The sequence below is a fragment of the Ruegeria sp. CH11 genome, from assembly GCF_056537105.1.
The window spans coordinates 185,002-203,702 of sequence record NZ_JBQFQX010000006.1 but is presented as its reverse complement, the minus strand read 5'-3'; the positions used below and the strand labels follow the sequence as shown (position 1 = coordinate 203,702).

Sequence of the window (18,701 nt, the reverse complement as noted above, 5' to 3'; positions counted from 1 at the left end):
TATGAGGGGCTCCAATCAACGGAGCCTCTCATGACCAAAATCACCCCGCAACCCGGCATCATGGACATCGCGCTGTATCAGGGCGGACAGTCGCATGTGGCAGGGGTTGCGCAAGTGTTCAAACTAAGCTCTAACGAGAACCCCTTTGGTCCAAGCCCAAAGGCGATTGAGGCTGTCCGCAACAGCGCAGCCAATCTGCATCGCTATCCCAGCACCGATCACGCCAGCCTGCGTTCGGTGATCGGAGAAAAACACGGGCTCGACCCGGCGCGGATCATCTGCGGGGTCGGCAGCGACGAGGTGTTGCAATTTGTAGCGCAAGCTTATGCCGGGCCGGGGGATGAGGTCATCCATACCGAGCATGGATTTTCCATGTATCCCATCATCGCACGCATGGCGGGGGCGACACCTGTCATGGTGGCTGAAAGGGACCGGCACGTAGATGTCGATGCGATCCTTGCTGCTGTCACGTCACAAACCCGGATCGTTTTTGTCACCAACCCGGGCAACCCAACCTCGACAATGATCTCGGACGCGGAATTGACGCGTCTGGCCCAAGGTCTTCCGGGCAATTGCCTGCTGGTGATCGATGGTGCCTATGCCGAGTTTGTCGAAGGGTTCGACGGTGGTGCCGGACTGGCCGACCGTTTTCCGAACGTCATCATGACACGAACCTTTTCAAAGGTTTATGGTCTGGGCGGAATGCGCGTCGGCTGGGGATATGCCGCGCAGGATATCATCGACGTGCTGAACCGTGTGCGCCAACCCTTCAACCTATCGCTGACGGCTCTGGCTGCGGCCGAGGCGGCGGCGCAGGACGAGGAATATCTGAGCTACTGCCAGGCGGAAAACGCCCGCCTGCGCGTGTGGCTGGCGGGTGAGTTGGCAGGGATCGGCGTGCCATCGGATCCGTCCTGCACAAATTTCATCCTCGCTCGCTTTGCTGACAGGGCCGAAGCCGAAGCTTGCGATGACTATCTGAAAACGCAGGGTTTGATTGTGCGCCGCGTTGCAGGCTACAACCTGCCGAACGCCTTGCGGATCACCGTGGGCGATGAGGAAGCCTGCCGCCGTGTCGTCGCGGCGATCACCGCATTCAAAGGGGGCGCGGCATGAGCCAAATTTACGACCGTGTGGCGCTGATCGGGCTGGGTCTGATTGCATCGTCGATGTTCTGGGCGATCAAGCGAGCGGGACTGGCGGGCGAGGTCACGGGCTATGCCCGGTCCGAAGCCACCCGGGATACAGCCCGCCGGATCGGGCTGTGCGACCGGGTTTGCGATACAGCGCGAGAGGCCGTCGAGGGTGCCGATCTGGTCGTACTCTGCGTTCCTGTTGGGGCGATGGGGCCTGTGGCGAAAGATATCGCTCCGGTGCTGAAACCGGGCGCGACGGTTTCCGATGTGGGCTCGGTCAAGCGCCACGTGATCAAAGATGTCGGCCCGCAAATTCCCGAGGGTGTACATTTCATTCCGGCGCACCCCTTGGCGGGAACCGAGCATTCCGGCCCCGAGGCTGGTTTTGCGGAACTGTTCGACAATCGCTGGTGTCTGCTGGTTCCAGTCGAAGGAACTGACCCGGATGCCATCGCGCAACTGCGCGCGTTGTGGGAGGGATTGGGGTCAAATGTCGATGAGATGGACGCCGATCACCACGATTTGGTTCTGGCAGTTACGTCGCATGCGCCACACCTGATCGCATACACGATGGTGGGGGTTGCTGATGACTTGCGCCGGGTGACCGATACCGAAGTGATCAAGTATTCCGCAGCCGGTTTCAGGGATTTCACACGCATCGCGGCGTCGGACCCTACGATGTGGCGTGACGTGTTTCTGACCAACAAAGACGCGACGCTGGAAATTCTGGGCCGCTTCACCGAAGAGCTTTTTGCGCTGCAACGTGCGATCCGAACAGGTGACGGCGAGCAACTTTTCGACTATTTCACGCGCACGCGTGCAATCCGGCGCGGGATTATCGACGCCGGACAGGACACGGATGCGCCGGATTTTGGACGAGGAAAGGCATAGGCATGAGGGGCAGTCGGTGCGCAATCGTGGTTCTTGGTCTCAGCTTGTTGACCCTGCCCGCGCTGGCCGCCTCGCCCGAGACCTCTTTGTTTCCGGTCCCCAGACCCGTCGTAACCGCCAGTGTCATTACAGCTTCGGCAACCGTCCCGGTGCCTGCGGTGATCGTCAAACTGCGCCCACAAGTGCGTCCCGCGTCGCCACAAGAGGTTGCCGTGGCTGCGCGCCCGCTCGACCTGCCCTTGTTGGGGCCGGATGTTTCGCTGAAACCGATTTTGCGGCCCAAGACGCTCGAGCAGGAGGTTCTGTTCAAAAAGCGCAAGCTGCGCAAGGGCTCGGTCTGCGGGGATATCGCGATCCAGGGCAAGCCTGTGGGCAAAGTCACCAGCAAGGTGCGGGCCTGCGGGATCAAAGAGGCGGTCCAGATTACGTCCGTCTCGGGCGTTGTGCTTAGCCGACCGGCGACCATGGATTGCGGCACCGCTATCGCGCTGAATAAATGGGTCGACAAAGCGGTCAAGCCAACTTTCAAACGGCGGGGGCCGGTCGTCGAGTTACAAGTCGCCGCGCATTATGCCTGCCGCACCCGCAATAACCGCAAGGGCGCGCGCATTTCCGAACACGGTAAGGGCCGCGCGATCGACATATCCGCCTTCAAAATGGCGGATGGCGAGGTTGTGACGGTTCTGAGCGGGTGGCGTAAGAACCCCTCGCAGAAGCAGTTGAAAAAGATCTGGCGCGGGGCGTGTGGACCATTTGGTACGGTTCTGGGGCCGAATTCCGACCGCTATCACCGCGATCATTTCCATCTGGACACGGCCCGCCATCGCAGCGGGCCCTACTGCCGCTAACGCAGGATCAGCCGCGGTGCGGGCCCTAATGGCAGCGGACCCAATGCAACGTACCCGTCGCGAAAATTCAATTGCAGGTCCAGCGCCTTTGGGTTGCCCCCCAGCCCGGCCAGAAAGTTCAATGCGCGCGTCACCGGATCGACCGCCTGATCGGGCAGGGCGCCTGCCGCATTTGCCATGGCGATCATGTCGCGCCAGTTTTCGGCCTTGATTGCGATCTCTCCGCTTGGAATGCCTTGCGCGTCTACGTCCAGCGCGCCTGCTGCAAACAGGCGCAACTCGCCCCATTTCATTTCGGCCAGATTCAGATCGATCTTGGCCGGTTGCGGCCTGCGTTGCTCCAGCGCGCTCCGATCCCAGGGTTTGTCGAACGCAACCGTCATGTCCAGTTCCAGCGTCTCGAACGCTTGCGGCAGCGTGGTGGCAGATCGCATAAGCGCGCGTAGGTCGTCCCCAGGGGTAAACCCGTCAATTCGGGCTGAGATGTTGTAGACCTCGGGCAGGGCGGTCTGCTCCATGATCATGCCCAGGTTTTTGCCGCCTGCTTGCGCAACGCCATCCTCGGCCACGGACCAGGGGCCAGCGGTCAGCGCCATTTTCTCAAGCACCAACGCGACGCCCGGTTGCAATTGCAGCTCGGCCTGCATCTGGTTGGCCTGAATCGTGGCAGTCTGGTCGAAATAGGACAGGCGCTGTGGCGTATCTGCAAAGCGCAGAACCTGTCGGCCGGGCCAGATCGCCGGGCTTTCAAACTCGATCCAGTCAGCGCTCCAGGCGGTGCCGTTGACCGGATCGGCCAGCGCCGGGTTCATCAAACGCGTGATGTGGTGGGTCGGGTATCCGGCCGTTTCGACTTCTGAAAAGTCGGCCTGCCAGCCCAGTTCCTGCTGCTTGTCGAACCAACTGGTCAGCGCTGTGCGCAGACCGTAACCGGCAACAAACCAGTATGCGCTCCAGGCGACAGCAACAAAAATCAGTACTCGTATCAGTCGGCGCATGAGGAATGGCCCTTTTTCCTGCCTTGGAATTGATGTTTATAGGCGCAAACAGGCAAGGACCAGTGCAATGACGATGTGGGTATTCGGATATGGATCGCTGTTGTGGAATCCGGGCTTTCCGGTGGCTCGCAGCGAACATGCAACGCTGCATGGATATGCGCGGTCTTTCTGCATGAGCTCGATCCACCATCGCGGCACCGAAGAGTCCCCGGGCCTTGTACTGGCGCTGGACAAACAGGCCGATGCGCACTGCACAGGATTGGCGCTGTCGGTCGAGGCCGGGCATGAAGAGCGCACGTTGGATGAACTACGCGAACGCGAGTTGATTTCCTCGGCCTATCTGGAACGGATGCTGGATGTTCAGCTGAGTTCGGGCGAGGTCGTGAACGCGGTGACCTATGTGATCGACCCGCACCACGTCCAGTATTGCGGCGGTATGCCATTGGAAGAGCAGGCGCAGATCATCGCGCGCGCGGTCGGCGGGCGTGGTCCAAATACCGAATACCTCTACAATACCTCCGAACACCTGACCGAGATCGGCCTGCACGATCCGGACCTTGAGTGGTTGTCGCAACGGGTGCGGACAATAACCGCATAAACCCTTGGCGTCATCGCGGGGTTTTCGCTAGGTTTGGCCCAAAGCAGGCAAAAACCGGGAAACACGCGCATGGCGCAGGCACAGCAGAGCGCGAGACCGCATTTCTCGCATCCCATTCGTCAAATCCTGATGATGTTGATTGCAATCGGGCTGTCCGGTTTGGGTGTGTTTCTCGCGCTGCCCTACGTAATGCCCGTGTTCCAGGCGAACCTTTACCTGAACGGCTTCATCCTGCTTGTGTTCATCATTGGTGTTCTGGCCTGTTTCTATCAGGTGACTCAACTGATCGGATCGGTGCGCTGGATCGAGGCTTTTGCCGGCGGCGTTGAACGCGACGATGTGCGCCCCCCGCAATTGTTGGCACCGCTGGCCGCGCTGCTGCGTTCTCGGGGGGCCCGGTCGCATATCAGCTCTAGCTCTGGTCGGTCGATCCTGGATTCGGTGGCGGAACGGATCGAGGAAGAGCGTGAGATCACGCGTTATATCACAAATGTTCTGATCTATCTTGGGCTTTTGGGCACGTTCTTTGGTCTGGCCACCACGGTTCCGGCGATTGTCGACACGATCCGCAGCCTGAACCCGCAGGACGGTGAAGAAGGGCTGACCGTTTTCAACCGCCTGATGACGGGCCTTGAATCCCAGTTGCAGGGCATGGGCGTTGCGTTCGGCTCATCCCTGTTAGGGCTGGCCGGGTCATTGATCGTGGGGCTTCTGGAACTGTTCGCCGGTCACGGTCAGAACCGGTTCTACCGTGAGCTTGAGGAATGGCTGTCGGGGATCACTCGCGTTGGCTTTGGCGGGTCGGACGATGGCGGTGCGGAACTTGCCGTTCTGACCCCGGTTCTGGACACCATGGCCGAGCAGATGGACGCCCTGCAAGAGATGTTCACCGCGCAAGAGGCCGACCGCGCCGATGTCTCGGCCAAATTGGGGCAGCTTGTCGACGCCATCGGTGATATGAACCAGCGACAGGCGCAGGGTGAGGGCGTCACCGCCGCCCTGGAGCGTGTGGCACTGGGGCAGGATGCCTTGCTGGATCACATGCGCGATCACGGCGCGGGCGAGGGGATCGATGCCGAAAGTCGGATGCGCCTGCGGTCGATGGACGTGCAGTTGCTGCGCATCCTCGAAGAAATCTCAGCCGGGCGTCAGGACAGCATGAACGAGCTGCGCAAGGACTTCGAACTGTTGGTCAAGGCGCTGACCCTGCCACGCGGCGCGGTCCGCACCCCGCCGGAAGGAGAGTAAGGGATGGCCCTTTCCCGCCGCACCGGTCAACGGTTTCAGGGCTCGGTCTGGCCCGGTTTCGTCGATGCGATGACCGGCCTGCTGATGGTTCTGACCTTTGTGCTGACCATCTTCATGGTCGTCCAGTTCGTGCTGCGGGAAACCATTTCGGGTCAGGAAGACGAATTGACCGCGCTGTCTGATGAGGTGGCAGCCCTTGCCGGTGCGTTGGGGCTGGAAGAGCGGGAAAACAACCGGCTTCAGGCTCGGTTGGGGGCGCTGAACACGACTTTGACGCGGGTCGAGGATGATCTTGCGCAGGCGCAGGGCCGTATCACAGCTTTTGAAGCCGAAGTTGCGGCGTTGCTGGCCGATCAGGCGCGGGCACAAACTGATATCGCGGCGCTTGAGTCGCTTCGGGCAGACTTGCAGGCGCAGCGCGACGACTTGCTGACTGAACAAGAGGCGCTGAACCTGGCCCTGGCACAAAGCCGTAACGAGATCGATGCGCAGGCCGAGGCTGCCCGTCTGGCCGCCGCACGTCGTGAGGCGCTTGAGGCTTTGGTTGCCGATCTGGAAAGCAGTGATGCCACCCAGACCGCACAGATCGCCGAACTAGAGCAACAGCTTTCTGACGAAGAAGCCGCTCGGTTGGCCGAAGCTGCAGCAGCAGAAAACCTGCGTGACCGTTTGCAAAACGCCGATGCGGAACTGACCGCGATGACCCTTGCACTTGAGGCGCAGCGGCAAGAGGCCGAGGATACCTTGACCTTGTTGGCCGCTGCCCAAGCCGCCAAAGCGGAATTGGAGCGGCAGTTCGGCGAATTGAACCCCGAACAATTTAAAGCGCAGTTGCAGGCCGCGCTTGATGCGCAAACGCAGGCGCAGGCGGATGCCGCGGCACAGAGAACTCTGGCCGAAGAACGCGCCGCATTGCTGGCCGCTGCGCGCGATACTCTTGCCTCAGAGCAGGAAATCTCGACCAAGGCGCAACAGCAGACGGCCTTGTTGAACCAGCAGATGTCGGCACTACGCGGACAGCTTGGTTCATTGCAGGCGCTGTTGGATGACTATGAGGACCGGAATGAAGCGGCAGAGATCAGGATTCAAACTCTCGGGCAGGACCTGAACGCAGCACTGGCCCGCGCCGCGTCCGAGGAGCGTCGGCGCCGCCTGTTGGAAGAGGCCGAGCGTGTTCGACTGGAAGCCGAAGCCGAGGAGTTGGCCGGTCAAAACGAACAACTGACGGCGCAGGCGGAAGACCTGCAAAGGTACCGGTCTGAGTTCTTTGGCCGTCTGCGCGATGTGCTGGGTGATCAGGAAGGGGTTCGAATCGAAGGCGACCGCTTTGTCTTTTCCTCTGAGGTGTTGTTCGCCACTGGCTCGGCCGTTCTATCGCCAGAAGGGCAACTGGAAATCGCAAAGGTCGCCAACATCCTGCGCAGTGTTGCGGCAGAAATACCCGAGGGCCTGAACTGGGTGATCCGTGTGGATGGCCATACGGACAACGTGCCGCTGGGCGGATCGGGTCGCTATCGTGACAACTGGGAGCTCAGCCAGGGTCGCGCCTTGTCCGTCGTACGCTATATGGTTGATGCGCTGGGCATTCCGCCCCAGCGGCTGGCGGCCAACGGCTTTGGCGAGTTTCAGCCCGTAAACCCCGCCGATACGCCCGAAGCGCGTGCGCAAAATCGCCGGATCGAACTGAAACTGACCGAGCGATAGGCGTTCAAACCAGGCCATGAACCTTTGCAAATGGATCGTGGGCCTTGTCCTTGTGCCATGTGTATTCGCACCATGTCGCGACCTTGTCGGCGACGTTTGTACCGTGCATCAGGGCGATTGCACCCAGCGCCATATCCATGCCGGCCGAAACGCCGGATGATGTAAGGACGGGGCCGTCCTCGACCCATCTGGCCTGCGGAACCCAATCCACATCCGGCCCCTGTTCGCATACCCAGGAAAAGGCAGCCTTGTTCGTGGTGGCGCGTCGTCCATCCAAAACCCCGGCTTTGGCCAAAAGGGCGCTGCCGGTGCAGACGCTCAGGGTAAATTCCGCCTTTGCTGAACTGCGCGCAATCCATTCCAACAGGCGCGGGTTGGCGATTTCGCGACGCGTGCCAGCGCCACCTGGAACAAAGACAATGTCGTATGACCCGGGCGTATCCAAAGTCGCCTCGACGACGGCTTGAAGGTGCTGATTGCTGGCGACCGGACCTGCGGTTTCGGCGATCAGCTCTAGCGAAAAGTCATCCGGCAGAAGCCCGAACATCTCCATTGGGCCGAATAGATCCAACAGTTCGAATCCGGGAAAGATCAGGGCACCAATCTTGCGCATTCCAACTCTCCTTTCGGGAGCGAGGGTTTTGAATGAAAAGCGCCCGCCAACAGGGGTAGGCGGGCGCTTGCAATTTTGTGAGGCCGTCTGGTCAGTCCGCAGTCAGCAAGGGTGGCTTGTCGCCCGGAATGCGGGGCTGATCCGGGCCAAGGATTTCCAGATCCAACTCGCCTTTCTTGACCGAGACCCGAACAACACCACCTTTGGCCAATTTGCCGAACAGCAGTTCCTCGGCCAGCGGTTTCTTGATGTGTTCCTGGATCACGCGGCCCAAAGGACGCGCGCCCATCTTGTCGTCATAGCCCTTGTCGGCCAGCCATTCGGCGGCTTTGGGCGTCAGGTCGATGGTCACACCGCGATCCAGCAATTGCGCCTCAAGCTGCAGGACGAACTTTTCGACCACTTGCAGGATGACCTCTTTCGGCAGTGGCGCGAACGAGATCACGGCATCCAGACGGTTGCGGAATTCGGGCGTGAACATGCGCTCGATCGCGGCGGTGTCTTCACCCTCGCGACGATCCCGGGCAAAGCCGATCGCCGCTTTGGCCTGTTCCTGCGCGCCCGCGTTCGAAGTCATGATCAGAACCACGTTGCGGAAATTCACCGTGCGACCATTGTGATCGGTCAGCTCACCGTGGTCCATCACCTGCAACAGGATATTGAACACATCCGGATGCGCCTTTTCGATCTCGTCCAGCAGCAGAACACAGTGCGGATGCTGATCAACGCCGTCGGTCAGCAGACCGCCCTGATCGAACCCGACATAGCCCGGAGGCGCGCCGATCAGACGGGAAACCGCGTGTTTCTCCATGTATTCCGACATGTCAAAACGCAGCAGCTCCACGCCCAGCGTATCGGCCAGTTGCTTGGCGACCTCGGTCTTACCCACACCGGTCGGACCGGCGAACAGGTAGTTGCCGATGGGCTTTTCGGGCTCACGCAGACCCGCTCGGGCCAGCTTGATGGCGCTGGACAGCGCTTCGATGGCTTCGTCCTGACCAAACACCACCCGCTTCAACGACGCTTCGAGATCTTTCAGAACTTCGGCGTCGTTCTTAGTGACGTTCTTGGGCGGGATGCGGGCGATCTTGGCGACCACAGCCTCAATCTCTTTCACGCCAATCGTTTTGCGACGTTTGCTTTCCGCCACCAGATGCTGAGCGGCACCAGCCTCATCGATTACGTCGATGGCCTTGTCGGGCAGCTTGCGGTCATTGATATACCGCGCCGCCAGTTCCACAGCCGTTTTGATCGCATCGGCGGTGTATTTGATCTCATGATGCTCTTCGAAATAGGGTTTGAGGCCGCGCAGAATCTTTACGCTATCCTCCACCGAAGGCTCGTTTACGTCGATTTTCTGGAACCGACGGCTGAGCGCGCGGTCCTTTTCGAAATGCTGACGGAATTCCTTGTAGGTCGTCGAGCCCATGGTGCGCAGCTTGCCGCCCTGCAACGCAGGTTTCAGCAGGTTTGAGGCATCCATTGCGCCACCGGACGTGGCACCAGCCCCGATCACGGTGTGTATCTCGTCAATGAACAGAACTGCGTCCGGGTGATCTTCCAACTCGGTCACGACCGCCTTCAGGCGTTCTTCGAAATCGCCGCGATAGCGGGTGCCCGCCAGCAATGCGCCCATGTCCAGCGAGTAGATCGTGGTGTTCGACAAAACATCCGGCGACTCGCCAGCCACAATCTTGTGCGCCAGACCTTCTGCAATCGCGGTTTTGCCAACACCCGGATCACCCACCAGCAGCGGGTTGTTCTTGCGGCGGCGGCACAGCACCTGAATGCAGCGTTCCACCTCGGCGGAACGACCGATCAGGGGGTCCACATCGCCAGCACGCGATTTGGCGTTCAGGTCGACACAGTATTTACCAAGCGCGCTTTCTTTCTGTTCAGATTCAGCGGTGGTTGCCTGCGCCTCTTCTTCGACCTCGTCCGCGCCGGTCACCGGTCGGTTTTCGCCATAGGCCGGATCCTTTGCCACGCCATGCGCGATAAAGTTCACAGCGTCATAGCGGGTCATGTCCTGTTCTTGCAGGAAATAGGCGGCATTGCTTTCGCGTTCGGCGAAAATCGCCACCAGCACGTTGGCCCCGGTCACCTCGGTCCGGCCCGAGCTTTGGACATGGATCGCGGCACGTTGAATGACGCGCTGGAAAGCAGCGGTCGGCACAGCCTCGGACCCGTCTATATCGGTCACAAGGTTCGATAGATCCTCGTCAATAAATTCGACCAATGTGCTGCGCAATTCGTCCAGATCGACGCTGCATGCCTTCATCACCCGGATCGCATCGGGTTCTTCCAAAAGTGCCAGCAGCAAATGTTCCAGCGTTGCAAATTCGTGTCGCCGTTCATTCGCAGCCGCCAGGGCTGCGTGGATGGCTTGTTCCAATGTGCTCGAGAATGAAGGCACGCGGGTGCTCCTCTAAATTGGGCCGGAAGGGGGTCGAGTATCGGCCGGATCCCCATCCCAACCATGTCCTCATACTATTAGAGTTTGGTTGATCGTGGCCCGGCTTCAAGGGTTTTCTTGCTCTTGACAGTCACATTTCTTGTGACCGTGGCCGTGAACAGTGCGAAATATGCGCTAAAAGCGGTCTTTTCTGGCCCTGATTTCGGCAAAGACAGCGGCCGGATCGACATTTCCCAACCCCAATCGGGCTTGAATCTCTGGATTCTCGGCGCGCAAAAACGGGTTTGTTGCTTTTTCCAGTGCGAGAGTTGACGGCACAGTAGGCTCTCCGGCAGCTCTGGTCCGGTTGATATCGGCGACTCGATCCAGCAAGGCAGCATTGTCCGGATCGATCGTCAGCGCGAATTTCGCGTTCGATTGGGTGTATTCATGTCCCGAGCACACGATTGTCTCATCCGGGAGCGCCGCCAGCTTGCACAGCGATGCCCACATCTGCGCCGGAGTCCCTTCAAACAGGCGGCCACATCCCAGCGCCATAAGGCTGTCTGCGGTGAATACTGCATTTGATTGAGGCATATAGAACGCGATGTGGCCAATGGTGTGACCGGGTACGTCGAGAACCTCGACGGGTTCCCCACCGACATAAAATGTGTCGCCTTCAACGACCGCCTGATCCAGCTTTGGTAGCCGCGCTTCGTCGGCCTTCGCGCCAATCACCCGCGCTGGGTGCGTTTCCAGAATACCCGGCAATCCGTCCACATGATCCCAATGATGATGTGTCAGCAACACGTGTGTCAGGCGCCAGCCGCGGGCATCCAGCTCCGCTAGAATCGGCCCTGCCTCAGGCGCGTCGATCAATGCGGTCTCGCCGCTGGCGGCATCATGCGCCAGAAAGGCATAATTGTCGCTGAGGCAAGGAATGGTGACGATCTCAAGAGGCATGGCCTTTTGCCCTTTCGTTGCTAGACTGCGCCCAGCTAAGCCGATTGACCGGGTGTCCGCAATGCATCTTGATGTGCAGGATCTGAGGAATTTCTACTACCGCAGCACGTTGGGCCGTGCGGCGCAGGCAGCCATCCGCGGTCGTCTTGTCGATCTGTGGCCCGAGGCCAAGGGCCAAACCGTTGTCGGGTTCGGATTCGCGGTTCCGTTGCTGCGACCCTACCTTGCCGACGCGCGCCGTGTGATCGGGCTGATGCCCGGACCGCAAGGCGTGATGCCATGGCCTGCCGGAATGCCCAACGTGTCGGTTCTGACCGAAGAGACCCTCTGGCCGATTGAGACCGGCCATGTGGACAAGCTGGTTGTCATGCATGGGCTGGAGACGACCGAGCGGCCCAGTCAGTTGCTAGAAGAATGCTGGCGCGTGCTGGGGCCGGGCGGGCGGGTGTTATTCGTTGTCCCCAACCGCGCCGGTCTGTGGTCGCGATCTGACCGCACGCCGTTTGGATTTGGCCGTCCCTATTCAGCGACGCAGTTGGAAAGCCAGCTTCGAGAACACCATTTCCTGCCTGAAAACCATTGTTCGGCGTTATACCTGCCACCGTCCTATCGCCGCTTCTGGCTCAAATCCGGTGGGTTGATCGAGAAAACCGGACAGCGCTTGCCAACGGTCATGGCGGGCGGGGTTCTGATGGTTGAGGCCAGCAAACACATACGTCCTCGCAGTGGGAGCGTCACAAAAGACGCCGCCAAACGCCCAATAAAGGCGCTGGACGGGCTGTTGAAACCAGCCTGAATGACGTGGTGCCTTGATCTCAGATGCAAGGGGTAAATTGCGGGAAAAAGGTCACAGGAATCGCAAAAAGCTGCAGTTCGGTAACATTTTTCACCCATTCTGATCGGTGCAAAGGGACGCACTTTTCTTAACATGTTGAAATTAAACATTTTGTGGATAAATGCGCTGCCGCTATATTATATTGCTAGCTTGGTTCGGCTCTGCTACATCCCCGGTGATTTTGATCCCCGGCCTTCTGGACGGGGTTTCTTCACGCCCCCGAGGTGGCTGCGCGGGCAGTTTTCGGGGCCTAAAATATCGGAAGGGTGGACGTGTCCGAACCAGCTTCGATTTCCACTGGCATTGCCGAGCGCTATGCCACCGCGATCTTTGAGATCGCCAAAGAGAATAATGACCTTGCAGGTCTGGAAACCGGAATCAACGATCTGGCAGCAGCATTGGGCGACAGCGCCGAACTGCGCAACCTGATTGCATCGCCTCTGGTTTCGCGCGCCGAACAAGAAGGCGCGATCACCGCAATCGCTGACAAAATGGGTCTGCACGCGATCCTGCGCAACACGCTGGGTCTGATGGCGCAAAAGCGTCGTCTGTTTGTCGTGCCGCAACTGGTGCAGGTTCTGCGTGACATGTTGGCTGAGGAACGAGGCGAAGTGACCGCCGATGTTGCGTCAGCCAAGGCGCTGACCAAAACCCAACTGGATAAACTGTCCAAGACGCTGTCCGAGCGTGTGGGCAAGACCGTGACAATCAATGCGACCGTTGATGAAAGCCTCATCGGCGGTCTTGTCGTTAAAGTGGGCTCGAAAATGATCGACAGTTCGATCCGTTCGAAGCTCAACTCCCTACAGAATGCAATGAAAGAGGTCGGATAAATGGGAATCCAAGCTGCAGAGATTTCTGCAATCCTGAAGGACCAGATCAAGAATTTTGGTCAGGAAGCCGAAGTGGCCGAGATCGGCCGCGTGCTGAGCGTCGGTGACGGGATTGCCCGTGTATACGGCCTGGACAACGTGCAAGCCGGTGAGATGGTCGAATTCCCCGGTGGCATCATGGGCATGGCGCTGAACCTGGAAAGCGACAACGTCGGTGTCGTTATCTTCGGGTCCGACCGTGACATCAAAGAAGGTGACACTGTCAAGCGTACCAACTCGATCGTGGACGTTCCGATTGGCGACGAACTGCTGGGCCGCGTTGTTGACGGCCTGGGGAACCCGCTGGACGGCAAAGGCCCGATCAATGCGTCGAAGCGTGGCGTTGCTGACGTCAAAGCCCCCGGCATCATCCCGCGTAAATCTGTACACGAGCCGATGGCAACCGGCCTGAAATCGGTTGACGCGATGATCCCGATCGGCCGTGGCCAGCGTGAGCTGATCATCGGTGACCGTCAGACCGGTAAAACCGCTGTGGCTCTGGACACCATCCTGAACCAGAAAGTTTACAACGACGCAGCAGGCGACGACGAGTCGAAGAAACTGTACTGCATATACGTGGCGGTTGGTCAGAAGCGGTCGACTGTTGCGCAGTTGGTGAAGAAACTGGAAGAATCCGGCGCGATTGAATACTCGATCGTTGTGGCCGCAACCGCATCCGACCCGGCACCGATGCAGTTCCTGGCACCCTACTCGGCGACCGCAATGGCCGAGTACTTCCGTGACAATGGCCGCCACGCGCTGATCATCTACGATGACCTGTCGAAACAGGCCGTATCCTATCGTCAGATGTCGCTGCTGCTGCGCCGTCCGCCCGGACGTGAAGCTTACCCGGGTGACGTTTTCTACCTCCACTCGCGCCTGCTGGAACGTTCGGCGAAGCTGAACGAAGATTTTGGTGCTGGCTCGCTGACCGCTCTGCCGGTTATCGAAACCCAAGGCGGCGACGTTTCGGCGTTTATTCCGACCAACGTGATCTCGATCACCGACGGTCAGATCTTCCTGGAAACCGAACTGTTCTATCAGGGCATCCGTCCTGCTGTGAACACCGGTCTGTCGGTTTCGCGTGTGGGCTCCTCGGCTCAGACCGATGCGATGAAATCGGTTGCTGGCCCGGTGAAACTGGAACTGGCTCAGTACCGTGAAATGGCGGCCTTTGCGCAGTTTGGCTCCGACCTCGACGCCGCAACTCAGCAGCTGCTGAACCGTGGTGCGCGCCTGACGGAGCTGATGAAACAGCCGCAGTACTCGCCGCTGACCAACGCGGAAATCGTCTGTGTCATCTTCGCAGGCACCAACGGCTATCTCGACAAAATCGACGTATCTGACGTTGGCCGCTATGAGGCTGGCCTGCTGGCGCACCTGCGCGGCAAGCACGCTGACCTGCTTAAGTGGATCACCGACGAAGATCCGAAGATCAAAGGTGACGCAGCGGACAAACTCAAGGCAGCGATCGACGAATACGCCGCGACCTTCGCTTGATAGGGGGTTCCGATGCCTAGTCTGAAGGACCTTAAAAACAGGATCGAGTCGGTCAAATCGACCCGCAAGATCACCAAGGCCATGCAGATGGTCGCGGCTGCAAAACTGCGCCGCGCCCAGGAATCTGCCGAAGCCTCGCGCCCCTATGCCGAACGGTTCAATGCCGTGATGGCGGGGCTGGCGGCGTCGGTCGGGGGCAGCGACAGCGCCCCCAAGCTGCTCCGGGGTACGGGCAGTGATGATGTCCATCTGCTGGTTGTCATGACAGCTGAACGCGGCCTGTGTGGCGGCTTCAACGCGAACATCGCCAAGCTGGCCCGCGCCAAAGCGGACGAGCTGCGCGGCAAAGGCAAGACGGTCAAGGTTCTGACCGTCGGCAAGAAAGGCCGCGACGCGCTCAAGCGTGATTTTGGCGATCTGTTCGTTGGGCATATCGACCTGAGTGAGGTCAAGCGCATTGGCTACAACAACGCGCAAGACATCGCGAAGGACGTCCTGTCCCGCTTTGACGGGGGTGAGTTCGACGTTGCCACGATCTTCTACTCGAAGTTCGTCAACGTGGTGACCCAGATCCCGACGGCACAGCAGGTCATCCCCGCCTCGTTCGAGGAAACCGAGGGTGACGACAGCGGTGCGGTCTTCGATTACGAGCCCAGCGAAGAGGCCATCTTGGCCGACCTGCTGCCCAAGGGGGTTGCGACCGCGATCTTCTCGGCTCTGCTCGAAAACGGAGCGTCCGAACAGGGTGCACGGATGTCCGCAATGGACAACGCAACACGCAACGCGGGTGAGATGATCGACAAGCTGACGATCCAGTTCAACCGCTCGCGTCAGGCCGTGATCACCAACGAGCTGATTGAAATTATTTCCGGCGCCGAAGCGCTGTAGAGACATACCGGAGACGAAACATGGCGAATGCAAAAGGCAAAGTCACACAGATCATCGGGGCCGTCGTCGACGTGCACTTCGAAGATCAGCTGCCTGAAATTCTGAACGCGCTGGAAACCACCAACAACGGCAAGCGCCTGGTGTTGGAGGTTGCTCAGCACCTGGGTGAAAACACCGTCCGTACCATCGCGATGGACGCGACCGAAGGTCTGGTCCGTGGCGAGGCAGTCACCGACACCGGCGCACCGATCTCGGTTCCGGTTGGTAACGCCACCCTGGGCCGCATCCTGAACGTGGTTGGTGAACCGATCGACGAAAAAGGGCCGGTTGAAGCATCTGAGGCCCGCGCGATCCACCAGCCTGCACCGACCTTCGACGAACAGTCGACCGAGTCGGAAGTTCTGGTAACCGGCATCAAGGTTGTTGACCTGCTGGCCCCCTACGCCAAAGGCGGTAAAATTGGCCTCTTCGGCGGTGCCGGTGTGGGCAAAACCGTTCTGATCATGGAACTGATCAACAACATCGCAAAAGTGCACTCGGGCTTCTCGGTGTTTGCGGGTGTTGGTGAGCGGACCCGTGAAGGGAACGACCTGTACCACGAGATGATCGAATCGAACGTGATCAAGCCGGACAACCTGTCGGAATCGCAGGTGGCCCTGGTTTACGGTCAGATGAACGAACCTCCGGGAGCACGTGCACGTGTTGCTCTGACCGGTCTGACGCTGGCCGAGCAGTTCCGTGACCAGTCCGGTACCGACGTTCTGTTCTTCGTCGACAACATCTTCCGCTTCACGCAGGCGGGCTCCGAGGTTTCGGCTCTGCTGGGTCGTATTCCTTCGGCGGTGGGCTACCAGCCGACCCTGGCCACCGACATGGGCGCCCTGCAGGAACGCATCACTTCGACCAAGTCGGGCTCGATCACGTCCGTGCAGGCGATCTACGTGCCTGCGGACGACCTTACCGACCCTGCGCCGGCAACCTCGTTTGCACACTTGGACGCGACCACCGTTCTTAACCGTGCGATCTCGGAAAAGGGTATCTACCCGGCGGTTGACCCGCTCGACTCGACCTCGCGTCTGCTCGACCCGGCCATCGTTGGTGAAGAGCACTACAAGGTTGCGACCGACGTTCAGCAGATCCTTCAGCGCTACAAGTCGCTGCAGGACATCATCGCCATCCTCGGCATGGACGAACTGTCGGAAGAGGACAAACTGACCGTGGCCCGTGCCCGTAAGATCGAACGCTTCCTGTCGCAGCCGTTCGACGTGGCCGAAGTCTTCACCGGTTCGCCGGGCGTTCAGGTTGCTCTGGATGTCACCATCTCGTCGTTCAAGGCGGTTGTGGCCGGCGAATACGATCACCTGCCCGAAGCGGCCTTCCTGATGGTTGGTGGCATCGACGAAGTGATCGCCAAAGCCGAGAAGATGGCAGCAGAAGCCGCCTAAGGAGTATCCCTGATGGCAAACACGATGCAATTCGACCTCGTCAGCCCCGAGCGGAGCCTAGCTTCGCTTGAGGCGACGGCGGTCCAGATTCCCGGCGCGGACGGGGACATGACGGCGATGCCCGATCATGCCCCCACAATCACCACGCTGCGCCCGGGCATCCTGAAGGTCGAGGCGCCTGCAGGAGCCAGCGAATACCTGGTCACCGGCGGGTTTGCCCAGATCAACGGAGATGGCCTGTCGGTTCTGGCAGAAAAGGCCATTCCGGTAGCCGAAGTGACACGGTCGCATATCGATGACCTGATCGCCGAAGCACGCGCCTCGCACGAAGCAGCCAAGGCAGGAGACGATCAGACCATCGTCGATGATGCCGCCAAGCTGCTGGCCGACATGGAGGCCCTTGGGACGCATATGAGCCTGTAACGGCGTCAATGGATCCCGGATTTTCGAAACGGCCCTGCCCAAGCGGGGCCGTTTTTTTGTCGTGCTATTGTTTGATTTCCAAAGTAAGTTTTGGATATTCAAAGAAAAAAGACGACAGAATGAAAAAATTTCAAACACATCCGATTGGGATCGACCAGGGTGAGGAAGTCCTGTTTTCCGAATTTGCTGATGGCGGCGAAATGTGGACAGGCACCGGCGCCCGCGAACGCAAGGTGGCAATTCGATTCAGCGAACCATTCCGGAGCCCACCGCTGGTGCAGATCGGCGTATCGCTGTGGGATGTGGACACGTCCTCAGCCCTGCGCGCCGAAGTCCAGGCCGAAGATATCACGACCACGGCATTCAATGCGGTCTTTCGGACATGGTCCGATACGCGTATCGCGCGCATTCGCGTGGCCTGGATGGCAATAGGTGAAGTCGCGCATGCGGATGACTGGAACATTTCCTGATCCAGCAGCCAATCGAACATGGCCAATGATCGCGGCGACGTCCATAAAGAAGACGCATCAGAGAACATTCTGAACGAGGTACGCTGTGTTTGCCAAAGAGCATATCGAATACCAAGCCATAGACCTGCCGGACCGGGCGGAATTGACCGACGCTGACATGATGGATGCGGCATTGGCGTTCTATGAAACGATGAAGCGCCGACACACAGTGCGGGACTATTCCGGTCGCCCTGTTTCCAAAGCGGTGATCGAAGAATGTATCCGTACCGCTGGCACAGCCCCTTCAGGCGCAAACCATCAGCCCTGGCACTTTGTGGCGGTTTCGAACCCAGCGTTGAAGAAACGCATCCGCGAAGAAGCCGAAGAGGAAGAAAGAAAATTCTACGATGGCGGAGCGGGCGATGAATGGCTCAAAGCTCTTGAGCCGATCGGCACCAACGATCACAAACCGCATCTGGAGGAGGCACCGTGGCTGATCGTGATTTTCGCGCAGCGTTGGGGCCATTTTGACGACGGAACACGGTTCAAGAATTATTACGTACCTGAAAGCACGGGGATCGCGACCGGGTTTCTTTTGGCGGCTCTGCATCATGCCGGATTGGTTTCGCTGACCCATACGCCGAACCCTATGAAGTTTCTGAACAAACTTCTGGACCGCCCGGATCACGAAAAACCGATCATGATCGTAGCTGTGGGTCATCCGCACAAGGACGCAAAGGTCCCGAAGGTTGCCAAGATGAAAAAATCGCTGGACGAGATTATGACGGTCGCAGAATAGGTTCTGCGGTCCGTCATCTTTGTCGGCCCCTGTTGCGAGACGGGTTGTCAGTACCCCCAAGGGGACGTCAGCACTGTGCCCCACATCCCGCGCCGG

The 18,701-nt window shown here is 59.3% G+C and carries 18 protein-coding genes; 14 read left to right on the top strand and 4 right to left on the bottom strand.

The genetic code is table 11. The features are described from left to right. Positions 1 to 30 precede the first annotated feature (30 nt). Genes hisC through ACR0LX_RS12125 form a run of 3 tightly spaced genes read left to right on the top strand, consistent with a single transcriptional unit; the run spans position 31 to position 2,875 of the window. On the top strand, positions 31 to 1,116 hold the full coding sequence (hisC, locus tag ACR0LX_RS12135; protein WP_480783937.1) for a histidinol-phosphate transaminase: 1,086 nt from the start codon (positions 31 to 33) through the stop codon (positions 1,114 to 1,116). Further along, positions 1,113 to 2,027 carry a prephenate/arogenate dehydrogenase family protein gene (locus ACR0LX_RS12130; RefSeq protein ID WP_480783936.1) on the top strand — a complete coding sequence of 305 codons (915 nt, stop codon included), beginning with the start codon at positions 1,113 to 1,115 and terminating at the stop codon, positions 2,025 to 2,027. Before hisC ends, ACR0LX_RS12130 begins: the two co-directional genes overlap by 4 nt. Positions 2,028 to 2,029: 2 nt before the next feature. Continuing rightward, positions 2,030 to 2,875: an extensin-like domain-containing protein gene (locus tag ACR0LX_RS12125; protein WP_480783935.1), complete on the top strand. Its 846-nt coding sequence runs from the start codon at positions 2,030 to 2,032 to the stop codon at positions 2,873 to 2,875. On the opposite strand, the gene ACR0LX_RS12120 is transcribed toward ACR0LX_RS12125, so the two are convergent. Next, positions 2,872 to 3,873 carry a DUF2125 domain-containing protein gene (locus tag ACR0LX_RS12120; RefSeq protein WP_480783934.1) on the bottom strand — a complete coding sequence of 334 codons (1,002 nt, stop codon included), beginning with the start codon at positions 3,871 to 3,873 and terminating at the stop codon, positions 2,872 to 2,874. The two genes, ACR0LX_RS12125 and ACR0LX_RS12120, sit on opposite strands and share 4 nt — an antisense overlap. Before the next feature lie 67 nt (positions 3,874 to 3,940). Here ACR0LX_RS12120 and ACR0LX_RS12115 point away from each other — a divergent pair, with 67 nt between their 5' ends. The 3 genes from ACR0LX_RS12115 to ACR0LX_RS12105 all read left to right on the top strand — a co-directional run bounded on the left by ACR0LX_RS12115 (position 3,941) and on the right by ACR0LX_RS12105 (position 7,423). After that, positions 3,941 to 4,471, top strand: coding sequence for a gamma-glutamylcyclotransferase (locus tag ACR0LX_RS12115; protein ID WP_480783933.1), 531 nt, complete (start codon positions 3,941 to 3,943; stop codon positions 4,469 to 4,471). Between the two features lie 69 nt (positions 4,472 to 4,540). Then, complete coding sequence (locus ACR0LX_RS12110) at positions 4,541 to 5,719, top strand: biopolymer transporter ExbB (protein ID WP_480572551.1); 1,179 nt, start codon at positions 4,541 to 4,543, stop codon at positions 5,717 to 5,719. A 3-nt stretch (positions 5,720 to 5,722) separates the two neighbouring features. Continuing rightward, complete coding sequence (locus ACR0LX_RS12105) at positions 5,723 to 7,423, top strand: peptidoglycan -binding protein (RefSeq protein WP_480783932.1); 1,701 nt, start codon at positions 5,723 to 5,725, stop codon at positions 7,421 to 7,423. Positions 7,424 to 7,427: 4 nt separating this feature from the next. On the opposite strand, the gene ACR0LX_RS12100 is transcribed toward ACR0LX_RS12105, so the two are convergent. The 3 genes from ACR0LX_RS12100 to gloB all read right to left on the bottom strand — a co-directional run bounded on the left by ACR0LX_RS12100 (position 7,428) and on the right by gloB (position 11,394). Then, the gene (locus tag ACR0LX_RS12100) at positions 7,428 to 8,036 is read right to left on the bottom strand and encodes a DJ-1/PfpI family protein (RefSeq protein WP_480783931.1); all 609 of its coding nucleotides are present in this window, start codon (positions 8,034 to 8,036) and stop codon (positions 7,428 to 7,430) included. A 91-nt stretch (positions 8,037 to 8,127) separates the two neighbouring features. Beyond that, positions 8,128 to 10,452 carry an ATP-dependent Clp protease ATP-binding subunit ClpA gene (gene clpA, locus ACR0LX_RS12095; RefSeq protein WP_480783930.1) on the bottom strand — a complete coding sequence of 775 codons (2,325 nt, stop codon included), beginning with the start codon at positions 10,450 to 10,452 and terminating at the stop codon, positions 8,128 to 8,130. A gap of 174 nt (positions 10,453 to 10,626) precedes the next feature. Next, positions 10,627 to 11,394: a hydroxyacylglutathione hydrolase gene (gene gloB, locus ACR0LX_RS12090; RefSeq protein WP_480783929.1), complete on the bottom strand. Its 768-nt coding sequence runs from the start codon at positions 11,392 to 11,394 to the stop codon at positions 10,627 to 10,629. A gap of 61 nt (positions 11,395 to 11,455) precedes the next feature. Between gloB and ACR0LX_RS12085 the strand changes: the two genes are divergently transcribed. The 8 genes from ACR0LX_RS12085 to ACR0LX_RS12050 all read left to right on the top strand — a co-directional run bounded on the left by ACR0LX_RS12085 (position 11,456) and on the right by ACR0LX_RS12050 (position 18,605). After that, entirely contained in the window at positions 11,456 to 12,190 is a 735-nt protein-coding gene (locus tag ACR0LX_RS12085) for a class I SAM-dependent methyltransferase (RefSeq protein WP_480783928.1), read from the top strand. A 311-nt stretch (positions 12,191 to 12,501) separates the two neighbouring features. Beyond that, on the top strand, positions 12,502 to 13,062 hold the full coding sequence (locus ACR0LX_RS12080) for a F0F1 ATP synthase subunit delta (protein ID WP_480783927.1): 561 nt from the start codon (positions 12,502 to 12,504) through the stop codon (positions 13,060 to 13,062). Continuing rightward, positions 13,063 to 14,601, top strand: a complete 1,539-nt coding sequence (gene atpA, locus ACR0LX_RS12075) for a F0F1 ATP synthase subunit alpha (protein WP_480783926.1) — start codon at positions 13,063 to 13,065, stop codon at positions 14,599 to 14,601. It begins immediately after the preceding gene. Between the two features lie 12 nt (positions 14,602 to 14,613). After that, complete coding sequence (locus tag ACR0LX_RS12070; RefSeq protein WP_010441762.1) at positions 14,614 to 15,489, top strand: F0F1 ATP synthase subunit gamma; 876 nt, start codon at positions 14,614 to 14,616, stop codon at positions 15,487 to 15,489. Positions 15,490 to 15,509: 20 nt separating this feature from the next. Then, entirely contained in the window at positions 15,510 to 16,934 is a 1,425-nt protein-coding gene (gene atpD, locus ACR0LX_RS12065; RefSeq protein WP_170693105.1) for a F0F1 ATP synthase subunit beta, read from the top strand. 12 nt (positions 16,935 to 16,946) lie between these two features. Continuing rightward, positions 16,947 to 17,357 (top strand): F0F1 ATP synthase subunit epsilon, encoded by a 411-nt coding sequence (locus ACR0LX_RS12060; RefSeq protein WP_480783925.1) that lies wholly within the window; start codon positions 16,947 to 16,949, stop codon positions 17,355 to 17,357. Between the two features lie 119 nt (positions 17,358 to 17,476). Beyond that, positions 17,477 to 17,827 carry an H-type lectin domain-containing protein gene (locus ACR0LX_RS12055; RefSeq protein ID WP_480783924.1) on the top strand — a complete coding sequence of 117 codons (351 nt, stop codon included), beginning with the start codon at positions 17,477 to 17,479 and terminating at the stop codon, positions 17,825 to 17,827. Between the two features lie 85 nt (positions 17,828 to 17,912). Continuing rightward, entirely contained in the window at positions 17,913 to 18,605 is a 693-nt protein-coding gene (locus ACR0LX_RS12050; RefSeq protein WP_480783923.1) for a nitroreductase family protein, read from the top strand. Positions 18,606 to 18,701 lie beyond the last annotated feature (96 nt).

Excerpts from the sequence above, each read along its gene's own strand:
- hisC (WP_480783937.1), top strand. The coding sequence starts at position 31 with ATGACCAAAATCACCCCGCAACCCGGCATCATGGACATCGCGCTGTAT.
- ACR0LX_RS12130 (WP_480783936.1), top strand. The coding sequence starts at position 1,113 with ATGAGCCAAATTTACGACCGTGTGGCGCTGATCGGGCTGGGTCTGATT.
- ACR0LX_RS12125 (WP_480783935.1), top strand. The coding sequence starts at position 2,030 with ATGAGGGGCAGTCGGTGCGCAATCGTGGTTCTTGGTCTCAGCTTGTTG.
- ACR0LX_RS12120 (WP_480783934.1), bottom strand. The coding sequence starts at position 3,873 with ATGCGCCGACTGATACGAGTACTGATTTTTGTTGCTGTCGCCTGGAGC.
- ACR0LX_RS12115 (WP_480783933.1), top strand. The coding sequence starts at position 3,941 with ATGACGATGTGGGTATTCGGATATGGATCGCTGTTGTGGAATCCGGGC.
- ACR0LX_RS12110 (WP_480572551.1), top strand. The coding sequence starts at position 4,541 with ATGGCGCAGGCACAGCAGAGCGCGAGACCGCATTTCTCGCATCCCATT.
- ACR0LX_RS12105 (WP_480783932.1), top strand. The coding sequence starts at position 5,723 with ATGGCCCTTTCCCGCCGCACCGGTCAACGGTTTCAGGGCTCGGTCTGG.
- ACR0LX_RS12100 (WP_480783931.1), bottom strand. The coding sequence starts at position 8,036 with ATGCGCAAGATTGGTGCCCTGATCTTTCCCGGATTCGAACTGTTGGAT.
- gloB (WP_480783929.1), bottom strand. The coding sequence starts at position 11,394 with ATGCCTCTTGAGATCGTCACCATTCCTTGCCTCAGCGACAATTATGCC.
- ACR0LX_RS12085 (WP_480783928.1), top strand. The coding sequence starts at position 11,456 with ATGCATCTTGATGTGCAGGATCTGAGGAATTTCTACTACCGCAGCACG.
- atpA (WP_480783926.1), top strand. The coding sequence starts at position 13,063 with ATGGGAATCCAAGCTGCAGAGATTTCTGCAATCCTGAAGGACCAGATC.
- ACR0LX_RS12070 (WP_010441762.1), top strand. The coding sequence starts at position 14,614 with ATGCCTAGTCTGAAGGACCTTAAAAACAGGATCGAGTCGGTCAAATCG.
- atpD (WP_170693105.1), top strand. The coding sequence starts at position 15,510 with ATGGCGAATGCAAAAGGCAAAGTCACACAGATCATCGGGGCCGTCGTC.
- ACR0LX_RS12060 (WP_480783925.1), top strand. The coding sequence starts at position 16,947 with ATGGCAAACACGATGCAATTCGACCTCGTCAGCCCCGAGCGGAGCCTA.
- ACR0LX_RS12055 (WP_480783924.1), top strand. The coding sequence starts at position 17,477 with ATGAAAAAATTTCAAACACATCCGATTGGGATCGACCAGGGTGAGGAA.